At 61.8% G+C, this 15,509-nt stretch carries 13 protein-coding genes and 1 pseudogene; 6 read left to right on the forward strand and 8 right to left on the reverse strand.

The window, feature by feature from the left end:
• Positions 1–211 (reverse strand): annotated as a pseudogene (locus tag M5C56_RS23510) (hypothetical protein); the annotation flags it as partial.
• Positions 212–361: 150 nt separating this feature from the next.
• Between M5C56_RS23510 and M5C56_RS23515 the strand changes: the two are divergent.
• Positions 362–1,303 carry a glutathione S-transferase family protein gene (locus M5C56_RS23515; RefSeq protein ID WP_103497045.1) on the forward strand — a complete coding sequence of 314 codons (942 nt, stop codon included), beginning with the start codon at positions 362–364 and terminating at the stop codon, positions 1,301–1,303.
• Here M5C56_RS23515 and M5C56_RS23520 read toward each other — a convergent pair.
• Positions 1,278–1,631 carry a glutaredoxin family protein gene (locus M5C56_RS23520; RefSeq protein ID WP_103497044.1) on the reverse strand — a complete coding sequence of 118 codons (354 nt, stop codon included), beginning with the start codon at positions 1,629–1,631 and terminating at the stop codon, positions 1,278–1,280. The two genes, M5C56_RS23515 and M5C56_RS23520, sit on opposite strands and share 26 nt — an antisense overlap.
• 3 nt (positions 1,632–1,634) lie before the next feature.
• Complete coding sequence (yejK, locus tag M5C56_RS23525; RefSeq protein WP_103497043.1) at positions 1,635–2,642, reverse strand: nucleoid-associated protein YejK; 1,008 nt, start codon at positions 2,640–2,642, stop codon at positions 1,635–1,637.
• Positions 2,643–3,031: 389 nt separating this feature from the next.
• Here yejK and M5C56_RS23530 point away from each other — a divergent pair, with 389 nt between their 5' ends.
• Positions 3,032–3,313, forward strand: coding sequence for an HU family DNA-binding protein (locus M5C56_RS23530; protein WP_040064476.1), 282 nt, complete (start codon positions 3,032–3,034; stop codon positions 3,311–3,313).
• Positions 3,314–3,463: 150 nt separating this feature from the next.
• Here M5C56_RS23530 and rlmF read toward each other — a convergent pair whose 3' ends face one another.
• From rlmF to M5C56_RS23555, 5 genes are all read right to left on the reverse strand, one after another.
• The gene (rlmF, locus tag M5C56_RS23535) at positions 3,464–4,501 is read right to left on the reverse strand and encodes a 23S rRNA (adenine(1618)-N(6))-methyltransferase RlmF (RefSeq protein WP_103497042.1); all 1,038 of its coding nucleotides are present in this window, start codon (positions 4,499–4,501) and stop codon (positions 3,464–3,466) included.
• Between the two features lie 247 nt (positions 4,502–4,748).
• Complete coding sequence (locus M5C56_RS23540; RefSeq protein ID WP_103497040.1) at positions 4,749–7,595, reverse strand: valine--tRNA ligase; 2,847 nt, start codon at positions 7,593–7,595, stop codon at positions 4,749–4,751.
• Between the two features lie 151 nt (positions 7,596–7,746).
• A complete protein-coding gene (locus M5C56_RS23545) occupies positions 7,747–8,163 on the reverse strand; it encodes a DNA polymerase III subunit chi (RefSeq protein WP_103497039.1) in 417 nt (138 codons plus the stop codon).
• 8 nt (positions 8,164–8,171) lie between these two features.
• Complete coding sequence (locus tag M5C56_RS23550) at positions 8,172–8,600, reverse strand: DNA polymerase III subunit chi (protein WP_103497038.1); 429 nt, start codon at positions 8,598–8,600, stop codon at positions 8,172–8,174.
• Positions 8,601–8,657: 57 nt separating this feature from the next.
• Positions 8,658–10,148, reverse strand: coding sequence for a leucyl aminopeptidase (locus M5C56_RS23555; protein WP_103497037.1), 1,491 nt, complete (start codon positions 10,146–10,148; stop codon positions 8,658–8,660).
• Between the two features lie 300 nt (positions 10,149–10,448).
• Here M5C56_RS23555 and lptF point away from each other — a divergent pair, with 300 nt between their 5' ends.
• The 4 genes from lptF (at position 10,449) to lepB (ending at position 15,451) form a co-directional block, all read left to right on the forward strand.
• Positions 10,449–11,567, forward strand: coding sequence for an LPS export ABC transporter permease LptF (gene lptF, locus M5C56_RS23560; RefSeq protein WP_103497036.1), 1,119 nt, complete (start codon positions 10,449–10,451; stop codon positions 11,565–11,567).
• Positions 11,560–12,621: an LPS export ABC transporter permease LptG gene (lptG, locus tag M5C56_RS23565; RefSeq protein WP_103497035.1), complete on the forward strand. Its 1,062-nt coding sequence runs from the start codon at positions 11,560–11,562 to the stop codon at positions 12,619–12,621. Before lptF ends, lptG begins: the two co-directional genes overlap by 8 nt.
• A 170-nt stretch (positions 12,622–12,791) precedes the next feature.
• Positions 12,792–14,591 (forward strand): translation elongation factor 4, encoded by a 1,800-nt coding sequence (gene lepA / locus M5C56_RS23570; protein WP_100941839.1) that lies wholly within the window; start codon positions 12,792–12,794, stop codon positions 14,589–14,591.
• Between the two features lie 5 nt (positions 14,592–14,596).
• Positions 14,597–15,451: a signal peptidase I gene (gene lepB / locus M5C56_RS23575; protein ID WP_103497034.1), complete on the forward strand. Its 855-nt coding sequence runs from the start codon at positions 14,597–14,599 to the stop codon at positions 15,449–15,451.
• The last annotated feature ends 58 nt before the right edge of the window (positions 15,452–15,509 follow it).

The raw sequence follows: 15,509 nt of genomic DNA on the forward strand, positions 1-15,509 counted from the left end.
TACCGTCAGGAATGATCGGCTCTCCAGCCGGATGCGTTACTGCGTCGTATCCCTGGGTAAAACAGTGATTGGAGAAGGTTACATGCACGCGCAAATCACGTTTGGCCAACTGGCTTGAAATCGTGAAGGTGAATGGCTCAAGGTGAGTAAAATCGTACGTCTGACCGCCAATGGCCAGCGCTGGAAAATAGGCGGTCACTTCGGCCTCCATTCCGGTCAAACTGCCAGCTTACCCTGCCACGCTGCCTTTCGACTCCCTGGCAATTGATACCGTTGATGAGAGGGCATCAGGCTGGCTGGGTAGGCTGCTCACGATTTGCAGGCTAAGCTTCGGGTTCTTATTTGCCCGGCGGACTCCAGCATGTCTGAGTTGATTCTTCATCACTACCCGACCTCTCCCTTTGCCGAAAAGGCCCGCTTGCTGCTGGGCTTCAAGGGCCTGTCCTGGCGCTCGGTACATATCTCGCCGGTCATGCCAAAACCCGACCTGACCGCGCTGACCGGTGGCTACCGGAAAACCCCGGTGTTGCAGATCGGTGCCGATATCTACTGTGACACTGCCTTGATCGCTCGCCGCCTGGAGCAGGAAAAGGCCACCCCGCGACTGTTCCCCGAGGGCCGGGAACTGGTCGCGGCGACCTTTGCCGCCTGGGCCGACTCAGTGGTGTTCAGTCATGCGGTCAGTCTGGTATTCCAGCCCGAGTCGGTGGCGGTGCGCTTTGCCCGCTTGTCCCCGGAGCAGATCAAGGGCTTCATGATCGACCGCGCCGGCCTGTTCAGCGGCGGCTCGGCCTCGAAGGTTCCGTTGGAAATCGCCAAGCACCAGTGGCCGGTATTCATGGCGCGGCTGGAGCAGCAACTGCAGCACGAGGAGGGCGACTTCCTGTTCGGTGAGCCATCGATTGCCGATATCGCCATGGCCCATCCGCTGTGGTTCCTCAAGGCGACGCCGGTGACCGCGCCGCTGGTGGATGCCTATCCGGCGGTGGCCGTCTGGTTCGCCCGGGTCATGGCGTTCGGGCATGGTGCTCCGAGTGAGATGACGGCGGAGGAGGCCTTGCAGGTGGCACGCGAGTCGACGCCGGCCGCGCTGCCAGATGAGGCGTTCACTGACCCGAACGGTTTTGTCTCCGGTCAGTCGGTAATCGTCGCGGCGACCGACTATGGCGTTGATCCGGTAGCGGGCGAGTTGGTGTTTGCCGGTCGCGAAGAGTTGATCGTGAGCCGTGAAGATGAGCGCGGTGGGCGGGTGCATGTGCACTTCCCACGGCTCGGCTTCAGGATCGAAGCGCGGCCAGAATAGCCTCTGGCTCATACCCACGGATCAAGGTGCCATTTACGTCCAGCATTGGAATCCCGCCGCCGCCCAGGGCCTGGTAGGCCTTGCGGGCCTCGGCGTTTTTCTCGATATCGAATTCCTGGTAGGGAATGCCTTTCTGGTCGAGGAAACGCCGGGTCTGCTTGCAGTAGCCGCACCAGTCGGTGGCGTAGAGCACCACCCGGGCCTTGGCCCGGGTCTGTTCCGAGACCATCTGCCCCGGGTTGAACACCCGCTCGATCTTGCCCCAGTTCTGATAGACCACCACCACCAGCAGGATCAGCAGGACCTTCTTCAGCATGCCTGTGAGCACGGCTCAGTCCTTGCGTCGCTTGAGCTGGTCGGTCAGTTGAGTCGGCAGCCCCTTGATGATCAGGGTCCCGGCCTCTTCGTCATACTCGATCTTCGAGCCCAGCAAGTGCGCCTCGAAGCTGATGGACAGGCCTTCGGCGCGACCGGTGAAGCGGCGGAACTGGTTCAGGGTGCGTTTGTCGGCCGGGATCTCCGGCGACAGGCCGTAGTCCTTGTTGCGGATATGTTCGTAGAACGCCCGTGGACGGTCCTCGTCAATCAGCCCGGAAAGCTCTTCCAGGCCCATCGGCTCGCCCATTTTGGCCTGGCTGCTGGCGTAATCCACCAGGGTCTTGGTTTTTTCCCGAGCGTCCTCCTCGGGCAGGTCTTCGCTTTCGACGAAGTCGCTGAAGGCCTTGAGCAGGGTGCGGGTCTCGCCCGGGCCGTCGACGCCTTCCTGGCAGCCGATAAAGTCGCGGAAATACTCCGAAACCTTTTTCCCGTTCTTGCCTTTGATAAAGGATATGTACTGTTTGGACTGCTTGTTGTTCTGCCACTCGGAGACGTTGATCCGCGCCGCCAGATGCAACTGGCCCAGGTCCAGGTGGCGCGACGGGGTCACGTCCAGCTCGGCGTTCACCGCCACGCCTTCACTGTGGTGCAGCAGGGCGATCGCCAGGTAGTCGGTCATGCCTTGCTGGTAGTGCGCGAACAGCACATGGCCGCCCACCGAGAGGTTGGACTCCTCCATCAGCTTTTGCAGATGTTCGACGGCAATCCGGCTGAAGGCGGTGAAGTCCTTGCCGCCGTCCAGGTACTCCTTCAGCCAGCCGCTGAACGGATGCGCGCCGGACTCGGCATGGAAAAACCCCCAGGCTTTGCCCTGCTTGGCGTTGTAGCTTTCGTTGAGGTCGGCAAGCATGTGCTCGATGGCCTGGGATTCGGCCAGTTCGGAGTCACGGGCATGCAGGACCGCAGGGCTGCCGTCGGGTTTTTTGTCGATCAGGTGGACGATGCAATGACGGATCGGCATAGGTATCTCGGCTGATTTGTCAGGGGGAAGACGGGTTCCCCGGAAAAGCGCCCAGTGTACCGCACCCACGGGTTGAATCCGCCTTTGCACGGTCGTTCGGGCGGTTTGAGCGGTTTCAGACAGCTTTTTTTTCGAAAACGAGCGCAAAAGCTGACCAAATGGCTAGGTAGAGGCGGATATTTCCCCGTCTCTGTGCTAGTTTTGCCCGGTCTTGCGCTCGGTAACGGCGCAAAGCGTGCATTCAGCAGGTGTCACGTCGAACCAAACCCCAATTCTGCTATCTACATCTGCGATCCGTCGTGGTTACTAGCGGGGGGGCACAAGGCTGGCTCGATGGCTGACACTGCACTCTGCAATCCAAATGAATTTGATAGGGAAGGAACATCTCAATGGCTATTACCAAAGACCAACTGATCGCCGATATCGCCGAAGCTATCGACGCGCCGAAAACCACCGCGCGTGCCGCTCTGGACCAACTGGCCCAGATCGTTGCTGATCAATTGGAAAACGGCGGCGAAATCACTCTGCCAGGCGTTGGCAAACTGAAAGTGACCGAGCGTCCTGCCCGTACCGGCCGTAACCCGTCGACTGGCGCTGCCATCGAAATCCCTGCCAAGAAAGTGATCAAACTGGTTGTGGCCAAGGTTCTGACCGACGCTGTAAACAAGTAAGATGCATTGAAACCGTGCCTCGGAGCGATCCGGGCACGGTTTTTTTTCGCCTGTAGGTTATGCCGCCCGGCTACTCCGGTCCGGGTGTGAGGCCGACCTGGCCGATCAGTGCCACGGGTAATTCGTCCAGTGTGCTGAATGAACGGCCTGTCATCCCTGGGCTATCTGCGCCGCGCTCCAATGCTGTTGCGCCCAGGCCTGTTGCTGGGCCTTGTCGTGGAACGTCCAGGCGACAAAACGACTCTGCTTCTGGCCCTGGGACATCTCCACGACCTTGCTCTCCAGGGCGCCGGCCTTCTTCAGGGCCGCTTCGATGGCCGGCAGGTTCGAGGCTTTCGAGACCAGTGTGCTGAACCACAGCACTTGCTTCGACAACGACGGGCTTTCGCTGATCAGTTGGCTCACGAAGCGTGCTTCGCCCCCTTCACACCACAATTCCGACGCCTGGCCGCCGAAGTTCAGCACGGGCAGTTTGCGCTTGGGATCGGCCTTGCCCAGGGCGCGCCATTTGCGCCGGCTGCCGTTTTGGGCTTCGTCCAGGGAGGCGTGAAACGGCGGGTTGCACATGGTCAGGTCAAAATGTTCGGTGCTTTCCAGCAGACCGCTGAGGATGTGCTTCGGATTGGCTTGCAGGCGCAGGCTGATGGCCTTGTTCAGGCCGTTGGACTGGACGATGGCCTTGGCCGCGGCCAGCGCGGTCTTGTCGATGTCTGAACCGAGAAACCGCCAGCGGTAGTCGCTGTGGCCGATCAGTGGGTAGATGCAGTTGGCGCCGACGCCGATATCCAGCACGCGTATGGCCGCTCCACGAGGGATATTGCCCTCGTTGTTTTCGCCCAACAGGTCGGCGAGGAAGTGCACATAGTCGGCACGACCCGGTACCGGCGGGCAGAGGAAGTCCGCCGGGATGTCCCAGTGGGCGATGCCGTAGAAGGACTTGAGCAGGGCACGGTTGAACACGCGCACGGCGGCAGGGTCGGCGAAGTCGATGCTTTCCTTGCCATAAGGGTTGAGGACCACGAACTGGCCCAGTTCGGGGCTGCTCTTGATCAGCTGCGGGAAGTCGTAGCGGCCCTGATGGCGGTTACGCGGGTGCAGGCTGGCTTTTTCCCGTGGCTCGACGGCCTTGGCCGGGGTGGCGGGCTTGGGCTTCTTGCGTGGGGCTTTGGGTTTGCTCGGGGCGGTCATGGGCTGGGTCGATTCGGGCAGGGCTTGGAATGGCGGACATTGTCCCATATTCATCGGGGCTGACGCGCAGGGCATTGAGGTGAACGCAGTCCTTGTAGGAGCATGGCTTGCCAGCGAAGAGGCCCGTGAGACCGCTAAAAGCTTCGCGGGCAAGCCCTGCTCCTACAGGTTTGTGGTGTTTGGAAGTATGCGGCGGGTATGAAAAAGGGAGGCCCGAGGGCCTCCCTTTTTCAGTCAATCGTCACGCTTACAGGCTGGCGATCCGCGCATGTTGCTCGGCCAGCTTGCCCAGGGCCTGTTCGGCCTCGGCCAGCTTGGCGCGTTCTTTCTCGATGACTTCGGCCGGAGCCTTGTCGACGAACGCGGCATTCGACAGCTTGCCGCCGACCCGCTGCACTTCACCTTGCAGACGCTGGATTTCCTTGTCCAGGCGCGCCAGTTCGGCGCCCTTGTCGATCAGCCCGGCCATCGGCACCAGCACTTCCATCTCGCCCACCAGAGCAGTAGCGGACAGCGGTGCTTCGGCGCCTGCGGCCAATACAGTGATCGACTCCAGCTTCGCCAGCTTCTTGAGCAGTGCGTCGTTCTCGGTGAGGCGACGCTGGTCCTCGCTACTGGCGTTCTTCACGAACACGGCCAGCGGCTTGCCCGGACCGATGTTCATCTCGGCGCGGATGTTGCGCGTGCCGAGCATGAGGGTCTTGAGCCATTCGATATCGCTTTCGGCCGCCTCGTCGATGCGTGCTTCGTTGGCCACCGGCCACGGTTGCAGCATGATGGTCTTGCCTTCAGCCCCGACCAGCGGCGCCAGGCGCTGCCAGATTTCCTCGGTGATGAACGGCATGAACGGATGCGCCAGGCGCAGCGCCACTTCCAGCACGCGCACCAGGGTGCGACGGGTGCCGCGCTGGCGTTCGACCGGCGCGTTCTCGTCCCACAGCACCGGCTTGGACAGTTCCAGGTACCAGTCGCAATACTGGTTCCAGATGAACTCGTACAAGGCCTGGGCGGCCAGGTCGAAACGGAACTGGTCGAGCTGGCGGGTCACTTCGGCTTCGGTGCGCTGCAACTGCGAGATGATCCAGCGATCGGCCAGGGACAGCTCGAAGGCTTCGCCGTTCTGGCCGCAGTCTTCGCCCTTGTCGAGCACGTAGCGCGCGGCGTTCCAGATCTTGTTGCAGAAGTTGCGATAGCCTTCGACGCGGCCCATGTCGAACTTGATGTCACGACCGGTGGAGGCCAGCGAGCAGAAGGTGAAGCGCAGGGCGTCGGTGCCGTAGCTGGCGATGCCTTCGGCGAATTCGGCGCGGGTCTGCTTCTCGATGGCTTTCTGCAGCTTGGGCTGCATCAGGCCGGTGGTGCGTTTCTGCACCAGGTCTTCGAGTTCGATGCCGTCGATGATATCCAGCGGGTCGAGGACGTTGCCCTTGGACTTGGACATCTTCTGGCCCTGGCCATCACGCACCAGGCCATGGACGTAGACGGTCTTGAACGGTACCTGCGGGGTACCGTCCTCGTTCTTCACCAGGTGCATGGTCAGCATGATCATCCGGGCGACCCAGAAGAAAATGATGTCGAAACCGGTCACCAGCACGTCGGTGGGGTGGAAGGTCTTGAGGAAGTCGGTCTGCTCCGGCCAGCCGAGGGTGGAGAAGGTCCACAGGCCCGAACTGAACCAGGTGTCGAGAACGTCGTTGTCCTGTTGCAGCGCAACGTCCGGGCCGAGGTTGTGCTTGGCCCGTACTTCGGCTTCGTCGCGACCGACATAGACCTTGCCCGACTCGTCGTACCAGGCCGGAATCCGGTGGCCCCACCACAGCTGGCGGCTGATGCACCAGTCCTGGATATCGCGCATCCAGGAGAAGTACATGTTTTCGTATTGCTTGGGCACGAAGGCGATGCGGCCGTCTTCCACGGCGGCAATGGCCGGCTCGGCCAGGGGCTTGGTCGACACGTACCACTGGTCGGTCAGCCACGGCTCGATGATGGTCCCGGAGCGGTCGCCCTTCGGCACTTTCAGGCCGTGGTCGTCAACGCTGACCAGCAGGCCGGCGGCGTCGAAGGCGGCAACGATCTGCTTGCGCGCTTCGAAACGGTCGAGGCCGGCGTATTCGGCCGGGATCTTGCCGTCGATGCTGTCGTTCAGCGTGCCGTCGAGGTTGAACACCTGGCAGGCTGGCAGGACGGCGGCGTTCTTGTCGAAGATATTCAGCAGTGGCAGGTTGTGGCGCTTGCCGACTTCATAGTCGTTGAAATCGTGGGCCGGGGTGATTTTCACGCAGCCGGTGCCGAATTCAGGGTCGCAATAATCGTCGGCGATGATCGGGATACGGCGGCCGACCAGGGGCAGCTCGATAAATTTGCCGATCAGGGCCTTGTAGCGCTCGTCTTCCGGGTTGACCGCCACGGCCGAGTCGCCGAGCATGGTTTCCGGGCGGGTGGTGGCGACGATCAGGTAATCCAGGCCGTCGGTAGTCTTGGCGCCGTCAGCCAGTGGATAACGCAGGTTCCAGAGGGAGCCTTTCTCGTCGTGGTTTTCCACTTCGAGGTCGGAGATCGCCGTGTGCAGCTTGGTGTCCCAGTTGACCAGGCGCTTGCCGCGATAGATCAGGCCATCTTCGTGCAGGCGCACAAAAGCTTCCTTCACCGCTTCCGAGAGGCCGTCGTCCATGGTGAAGCGCTCGCGGCTCCAGTCCACGGACGAGCCCAGGCGCCGGATCTGCCGGCTGATATTGCCGCCGGACTGATCCTTCCATTCCCAGACCTTTTCCAGGAATTTCTCGCGGCCCAGGTCGTGACGATTCTGCCCTTGGGCTTCGAGCTGACGCTCCACCAGCATTTGCGTGGCGATCCCGGCGTGGTCGGTGCCCGGCTGCCACAGCGTGTTGCGACCCTGCATGCGACGGAAACGGATCAGGGCGTCCATGATCGCGTTATTGAAACCGTGGCCCATGTGCAGGCTGCCGGTGACGTTCGGCGGCGGGATCATGATGGTGTAGGCGTCGCCGGTGCCTTGCGGGGCGAAGTAATTCTCGGACTCCCAAGTCTGGTACCAGGAAGTTTCAATGGCGTGCGGCTGGTAGGTCTTATCCATGCGCGGCGGGACCCTTAGGCATTAATTCAGGAAAGCCGGCAAGTATAACGGGGATATGGCGCGGGGCGTAGAGCGAGGTGAGCGCTGATGGCACAAAAATGCCCGCTGGCGCCAGCGGGCAGGCCCTGCTTCTACACGGAGTGCGTGCAGGTCAGGAAGGATACTGGCTGAGCAGGCGTTCCATACGGGCGTCCAGGCGGCGCTTGATCTCGGTTTCGATATGTGGGGCGAAGTCGTCGATCACGTCCTGCATGATCAATTGCGCGGCGGCGCGCAGTTCGCTGTCCAGGTGCAGCAAGGCGTCCTGGTTCTTCTGTTTGGCGGGGTCCGCTGCGACGACTACCGGTGCCGGTTTCGGCTCGGCCACAGGCGCGGCGACAACCTCGGGCTGAACCTCGACCTTGGTTTTATTACCCACCATGTCGAACAGCAGGGGGATCTGCCCTTCGCTGGCGACTGTTTCGGTCAGCAGCGGCGGTTGCAGGGTGTCATCGCCCAACAGCTTGCGGATCGATTCAAGCTCGTCCAGCAGGGGCGCGGCTTTTTGCGTTTGTTTTGGAGTGTCCATCGGGGTGCTCAAAGTCGCTGTAGACGGTGATCTTGCAGAGGATAGCCCTGTTCGCGGTAGAAGCGGAAACTCTCCCGCGCCGCTTGACGGATTGCCGGGTCTTCCACCACCACTTCCGCCACGCGGGCAAAGCGCGAAGCAAAGGGCGGCACCTTCATATCAAGGTTCACCAGCAGGTCCTGATGGGGGCCGGGGTCTTCGCCCAGCCCCAGCACCACGGTGCCTTCCGGCTCGCTTTCCGCTGGGCCATGGGGCACGAAACTCTCGCCCTTGAACTGCCACAGGCGGGCATCCAGGTCATCGCGCTGGGCGCTGTCGCTGCAATGCAGGTAGACCTTGTGTCCCAGGCGCCAGGCCTTTTCGGTCAGCTTGCAGGCAAAGTCCAGGCGTGCCGAAGGATCCGCGCTGGGAAGGATATAGAAGTCGACTTGGGTCATAGGGGGTTCCGGATTCCGGGCGACGTCATTGACCGACGCCGCCCGGCAGGCTCAGGTTCAGGCCTTGGCGCGGTCCAGCAGGTACTGGGTCAGCAGGGGCACCGGACGGCCGGTGGCGCCCTTGTCCTTGCCGCCGCTGGTCCAGGCGGTGCCGGCGATGTCCAGGTGGGCCCAGTTGAACTGTTTGGCGAAGCGCGACAGGAAGCACGCCGCGGTGATGGTCCCGGCTTTCGGCCCGCCGATGTTGGCGATGTCGGCGAACGGGCTGTCCAGCTGTTCCTGGTACTCATCGAACAGCGGCAATTGCCAGGCGCGGTCATCGGCTTGACGGCCGGCGCTGAGCAGTTGCTCGATCAGTTCGTCGTTGTTGCCCAGCAGGCCAGAGGTGTGGGCGCCGAGGGCGACCACGCAGGCGCCGGTCAGGGTGGCGATATCGATCACCGCCTGGGGCTTGAAGCGTTCGGCGTAGGTCAGGGCATCGCACAGCACCAGGCGGCCTTCGGCGTCGGTGTTGAGGATTTCCACGGTCTGGCCGCTGAGGGTGGTGACAATGTCGCCCGGACGGGTCGCACCGCCGCTCGGCATGTTCTCGGCACAGGCCAGGATGCACACCAGGTTGATCGGCAGTTGCAGGGCAAGCACGGCGTGCAGGGTGCCGAACACGCTGGCGGCACCGCCCATGTCGTACTTCATTTCATCCATGCCCAGGCCCGGCTTGAGGCTGATGCCGCCGGTGTCGAAGGTGATGCCCTTGCCGACCAGGGCAAATGGCTTCTCGGATTTCTTGCCGCCGTTGTATTGCATGACGATCAGGCGTGGTGGCTGGTCGCTGCCCTGGCCCACGGCGTAGAACGAGCCCATGCCCAGTTCCTTGATCTTTTTCTCGTCAAGGATCTCGACCTTCAGGCCTTTGTTGGCCTTGCCAAGGTTCTTTGCCTGCTCGGCGAGGTAGCTCGGGTGGCAGATGTTCGGTGGCAGGTTGCCCAGGTCGCGGGTGAAGGCCATGCCGCCGGCGATGGCGCGGGCGTGGCTGACGGCACGTTCGACTTCGGCTTGCGCGGCCTTGATGGTCACCAGGGTGATTTTCTTCAGGGCGCGGGGTTCGGCTTTCTGGCTCTTGAACTGGTCGAAGCTGTATTCACCGTCCAGCAGGCTTTCGGCCAGCAGGCGGGTCTTGCCGTAGCTGTCGCGGCCCTTGACCACGACTTCGTCGAGGGCGAGCACGGCGTCGCTGCCGCCCAGGCCCTTGAGGGTGGCGAGGATCGAGGCCACGGCTTTGCGGAACGGACGGTCGCCGAGTTCGGCGTCCTTGCCCACGCCCACCAGCAGCACGCGTTCGGCCTTGAGGTTGGGCAGGCTTTGCAGCAGCAGGGTCTGGCCGACCTTGCCGGCCAGGTCGCCGCGCTTGAGGATGGCGCTGAGGGCGCCGCCGCTGAGTTCATCGACTTTGCTGGCGACCGCGCCGAGTGTGCGGCCTTCGCCGACGGCGAGTACCAGGGTGGCGGTTTTCAACGTTTCTGGGCTGACGCTTTTTACAACCAGTTCCATGTCCGGGTCCCTGAATATTAAGGTCAAAGGGCGCAGAGACAGCTCTGCACCGGGGCGAAGCGACGCAATGGCGTGGCTTTCGGCAAAGGCCGCAGTTTGAACCCCGGCGCTGGCCGGGGGCAAGTCCCAATACCGATCCGTTACGGCTCTGTCGGCACTGCGGACAAGTGCGCAGTGACAGCCGGGAGCAATCACAGGATAATGCGCCTCTTTTTAGGCGGCCCGCCGCGGCGAGCCCTCTGTCGGTGCCTATGTTTGCTTGTTCGGCCACCTTAGCCTGACAACCCTGGAGTGTCTGGTTTGATTGTTTTTCGTTATCTGTCCCGCGAAGTCTTGATCACCTTGAGTGCGGTCAGCGCCGTATTGCTGGTCATCACCATGAGCGGACGCTTCGTCAAGTTCCTCGCCCAGGCCGCCTCGGGTCAACTGGACCCGGGCTCGCTGTTCCTGATCATGGGCTTTCGCCTGCCCGGTTTCCTCCAGCTGATCCTGCCCCTGGGCTTGTTCCTCGGCATTCTGCTGGCCTACGGACGGCTCTATCTCGAAAGCGAAATGACCGTGCTGTCCGCCACCGGCATGAGCCAGCAGCGCCTGCTCGGCATGACCATGGCGCCGGCGTTGCTGGTGGCCCTGCTGGTTGCCTGGATCAGCCTGAGCCTGGCGCCCAAGGGGGCCCTGCAATTTCAGCTGCTGCTCAACCAGCAGGACGCCATGACCGAGTTCGACACCCTGGTGCCCGGCCGTTTCCAGGAGCTCAACGATGGCTCGCGGGTGACCTATACCGAGCAACTCTCCGATGACCGGGCGAACCTGGGCGGTGTGTTCATTTCGGAAAAACGCTTCGGCGTGAACAAGAAGGACCGCGGCATTTCCGTGCTGGTGGCCGAAAAAGGCCGCCAGGAAGTGCGCAAGGACGGCAATCGCTACCTGATCCTGGAAAACGGCTATCGCTATGACGGCAGTCCAGGCATGGCCGATTACCGGGCGATCAAGTACGAGACCTACGGCGTCATGCTGCCCAAACCCGAGATCAGCGAAGAAGTCACCGACCGCGATGCGATGATGACCTCGACCCTGCTCGGCAACCCGGATCTGAAGGCGGTCGCCGAATTGCAATGGCGGCTTTCGCTGCCTCTGCTGGTGTTTATCGTGACGTTGATGGCCGTGCCGCTGTCGCGGGTCAATCCGCGCCAGGGCCGTTTCCTCAAGCTGCTGCCGGCGATCCTCCTTTATATGGCCTACCTGACCATGCTGATTTCCGCCCGTGGCGCGCTGGAGAAAGGCAACTTGTCCCCGCTGCTGGGCATGTGGTGGGTGCATGGCCTGTTCCTGGCCATCGGCCTGGCGCTGCTGTATTGGGAACCCCTGCGTTTGAAACTGGCGAGTCGTCGCACTGTGAAGGAGATGGCTCGTGGTTAAGCTCGATCGCTACATTGGCAGCAGTGTGTTCATGGCGATCCTTGCCGTACTGGGGATCATCCTCGGGCTGGCCTCGCTGTTTGCCTTTATCGACGAGATGGGCAGCATCTCCGATACCTACACCCTGGGCGATGTGCTGAGCTTCGTGGTGCTCACGGCGCCGCGCCGGGTCTATGACATGTTGCCGATGGCCGGCCTGATCGGTTGCCTGATCGGCCTCGGCAGCCTGGCCAGCAACAGCGAATTGACCATCATGCGCGCGGCGGGCGTCTCGGTCGGGCGTATCGTCTGGGCGGTGATGAAGCCGATGCTGTTATTGATGCTGATCGGCGTACTGGTCGGCGAGTATGTCGCCCCGGCCACCGAGAGCAAGGCCCAGGCGGCCAAGGCCCTGGCCCAGGGTTCGGGCGACGCGCAGAGCTCGCGCAACGGCCTCTGGCATCGCCAGGGTGACGAGTTCATCCATATCAACGCCGTGCAGCCCAATGGCCTGCTTTACGGTGTGACCCGCTATCACTTCGACAGTGAGCGCCACATGCTCTCATCGAGTTTTGCCAAGAAGGCTCACTTCGACAAGGACCTCTGGACGCTGACGGACGTGACCACCACCTATTTCCGTGACGGTCGCACCGAAGTGATCAATGTGCCGGAAGAGGGCTGGGACGTGGCCTTGAGCCCGAACCTGCTGAGTACCGTGGTGATGGTGCCCGAGGCCCTGTCGATCAGCGGCCTGTGGAGCTATATCCACTACCTGGCGGACCAGGGCCTGGCGAACGGTCGTTACTGGCTGGCGTTCTGGGTCAAGGTCCTGCAACCGCTGGTGACCGCGGCGCTGGTATTGATGGCGATTTCCTTCATCTTCGGCCCGCTGCGTTCGGTTACCCTGGGGCAACGGGTGTTCACCGGCGTGCTGGTGGGCTTCACCTTCCGCATCGCTCAGGACCTGCTCGGGCCTTCGAGCCTGGTCTTCGGTTTCCCGCCGCTGCTGGCGGTGGTGGTGCCGGCGGCGATCTGCGCGGTGGCCGGTGTCTGGCTGTTGCGTCGGGCCGGATGATGAAGCGATTGAGCGGTAAATGATCCTGGAAAAAGCCCCTGTCCCGTGACCGGGGCTTTTTTGTCCGTGCCGCCCGGCCTGTTCACGTGACGCCTTGGTCGCGCATCAGGTACAATTCCCGGCTATTTTTCGGCGGGCAGTCTGCCTGCAACCTTTTTGAGTGTTGATCCGTGAGTGATTTGAGTCATATCCGCAATTTCTCCATCATCGCCCACATTGACCATGGCAAGTCGACTCTGGCCGATCGCTTCATCCAGATGTGCGGCGGCCTTGCCGAGCGCGAGATGGAAGCGCAGGTGCTGGATTCCATGGACCTCGAGCGCGAGCGCGGGATCACCATCAAGGCCCATAGCGTTACCCTGTACTACAAGGCTCGCGACGGCATCACCTATCAGTTGAACTTCATCGACACCCCCGGCCACGTCGACTTCACCTATGAAGTCAGCCGTTCCCTGGCGGCCTGTGAAGGTGCGTTGCTGGTGGTGGATGCCGGCCAGGGCGTCGAAGCCCAGTCCGTTGCCAACTGCTACACCGCCATCGAGCAGGGCCTGGAAGTCATGCCGGTGCTGAACAAGATCGACCTGCCCCAGGCCGATCCGGACCGGGTGAAGGAAGAAATCGAGAAAATCATCGGTATCGACGCCACCGACGCCGTCACCTGCAGCGCCAAGACCGGCCTGGGTGTCGACGAAGTGCTCGAGCGCCTGGTGACCACCATCCCCGCGCCGACCGGCAATATCGAAGATCCGCTGCAAGCGTTGATCATCGACTCCTGGTTCGACAACTACCTGGGCGTCGTGTCCCTGGTGCGCGTGCGCCACGGCCGTGTGCGCAAGGGCGACAAGATCCTGGTCAAGTCCACCGGCAAGATGCACCTGGTGGACAGCGTCGGTGTGTTCAACCCGAAACACACCGCCACCGTCGACCTGAAGGCCGGTGAAGTGGGCTTTATCATCGCCGGTATCAAGGACATCCACGGTGCGCCGGTGGGTGACACCCTGACCCTGAGCACCACCCCTGACGTCGACGTGCTGCCGGGCTTCAAACGCATCCAGCCGCAGGTCTACGCCGGTCTGTTCCCGGTCAGCTCCGACGATTTCGAAGACTTCCGCGAAGCCCTGCAAAAGCTCACGCTGAACGACTCCTCGCTGCAGTACACCCCGGAAAGCTCCGACGCCCTGGGCTTCGGCTTCCGTTGCGGGTTCCTCGGCATGCTGCACATGGAGATCATCCAGGAGCGCCTTGAGCGCGAGTACGACCTGGACCTGATCACCACCGCGCCGACGGTAATCTTCGAGCTGCTGCTCAAGAACGGCGAAACCATCTACGTCGACAACCCGTCCAAGCTGCCGGACCTGTCGGCCATCGAGGATATGCGCGAACCGATCGTGCGGGCCAATATCCTTGTACCGCAGGAGCACCTGGGCAACGTCATTACCCTGTGTATCGAGAAGCGTGGCATCCAGCACGACATGCTGTTCCTCGGTTCCCAGGTGCAAGTGACCTACGATTTGCCGATGAACGAAGTGGTCCTGGACTTCTTTGACCGTCTCAAATCCACCAGTCGCGGCTATGCTTCGCTGGACTACCATTTTGATCGTTACCAGTCGGCCAACCTGGTCAAGCTGGATGTACTGATCAACGGTGAAAAGGTCGACGCCCTGGCGCTGATCGTGCATCGTGATAACGCGCATTACAAAGGTCGTGCGTTGACCGAGAAGATGAAAGAACTGATTCCTCGTCAGATGTTCGACGTTGCCATCCAGGCCGCCATTGGCGGGCAGATCGTGGCGCGGACAACCGTCAAGGCCCTCAGAAAGAACGTACTGGCCAAGTGCTATGGCGGCGACGTCAGCCGTAAGCGCAAGCTGTTGGAAAAGCAAAAGGCCGGTAAGAAACGCATGAAGCAAGTGGGTAACGTGGAAATTCCACAGGAAGCCTTCCTTGCAGTGCTCAGGTTGGATAGTTAGGTCCTATGTCACTAAATTTCCCGCTGTTGCTGGTCATCGCCGTCGCCGTCTGTGGTGTGTTGGCGTTGTTCGATCTGATCTTTCTGGCGCCTCGTCGGCGTTCCGCCATCGCTGCCTATCAGGGCAGCGTGGCGCAGCCCGATGGCGACGTGGTCGAAAAGCTGAACAAGGAGCCTTTGCTGGTTGAATACGGCAAGTCCTTCTTCCCGGTGTTGTTCATCGTGCTGGTGCTGCGTTCGTTCCTGGTGGAACCGTTCCAGATTCCATCCGGCTCGATGAAGCCGACCCTGGATGTCGGCGACTTCATCCTGGTGAACAAGTTTTCCTACGGGATTCGCTTGCCGGTGATCGACCAGAAGGTCATCCAGGTCGGTGATCCGCAGCGCGGCGATGTGATGGTGTTCCGCTACCCGAGCGACCCCAACGTCAACTACATCAAGCGTGTAGTCGGCCTGCCGGGCGACGTGGTGCGTTACACCAGTGACAAGAAGCTGTTCGTCAACGGCCAGCCGGTGGCTGAACAGCTGGTCGGCGCCGAGCCGGGCATGTTGGGCAGTGCCGAGCTCTACAAGGAGCAACTGGGCGCTGCCGAGCACCTGATCCGCAAGGAGATGGGGCGCTACCGCGCGCCGCCTGATCACGAGTGGACGGTCCCCGCGGGCCACTACTTCATGATGGGCGACAACCGCGACAACTCCAACGACAGCCGCTACTGGGATGATCCGAATATTCCCAAGGAGCTGCTGGGCATGGTTCCCGACGAGAACATCGTCGGCAAGGCCTTCGCGGTCTGGATGAGCTGGCCCGAACCGAAACTCAGCCACTTCCCGAATTTTTCCCGGGTCGGTCTGATCAAGTAACCAAACCCGGCGCTGTGAACACAGCGCCGAGTGCTTTTTCAGGTGCCGCAGTACCATG

Origin of the sequence: Pseudomonas sp. MWU13-2862 (assembly GCF_023242495.1) — a bacterium.
In the GTDB taxonomy this organism is placed as follows: Bacteria; Pseudomonadota; Gammaproteobacteria; order Pseudomonadales; family Pseudomonadaceae; genus Aquipseudomonas; species Aquipseudomonas gingeri_D.

What these genes read in the sequence shown, in the direction of transcription:
- M5C56_RS23515 (WP_103497045.1), top strand. Translation starts at nt 362, where the DNA reads ATGTCTGAGTTGATTCTTCATCACTACCCGACCTCTCCCTTTGCCGAA.
- yejK (WP_103497043.1), bottom strand. Translation starts at nt 2,642, where the DNA reads ATGCCGATCCGTCATTGCATCGTCCACCTGATCGACAAAAAACCCGAC.
- M5C56_RS23530 (WP_040064476.1), top strand. Translation starts at nt 3,032, where the DNA reads ATGGCTATTACCAAAGACCAACTGATCGCCGATATCGCCGAAGCTATC.
- rlmF (WP_103497042.1), bottom strand. Translation starts at nt 4,501, where the DNA reads ATGACCGCCCCGAGCAAACCCAAAGCCCCACGCAAGAAGCCCAAGCCC.
- M5C56_RS23540 (WP_103497040.1), bottom strand. Translation starts at nt 7,595, where the DNA reads ATGGATAAGACCTACCAGCCGCACGCCATTGAAACTTCCTGGTACCAG.
- M5C56_RS23545 (WP_103497039.1), bottom strand. Translation starts at nt 8,163, where the DNA reads ATGGACACTCCAAAACAAACGCAAAAAGCCGCGCCCCTGCTGGACGAG.
- M5C56_RS23550 (WP_103497038.1), bottom strand. Translation starts at nt 8,600, where the DNA reads ATGACCCAAGTCGACTTCTATATCCTTCCCAGCGCGGATCCTTCGGCA.
- M5C56_RS23555 (WP_103497037.1), bottom strand. Translation starts at nt 10,148, where the DNA reads ATGGAACTGGTTGTAAAAAGCGTCAGCCCAGAAACGTTGAAAACCGCC.
- lepB (WP_103497034.1), top strand. Translation starts at nt 14,597, where the DNA reads ATGTCACTAAATTTCCCGCTGTTGCTGGTCATCGCCGTCGCCGTCTGT.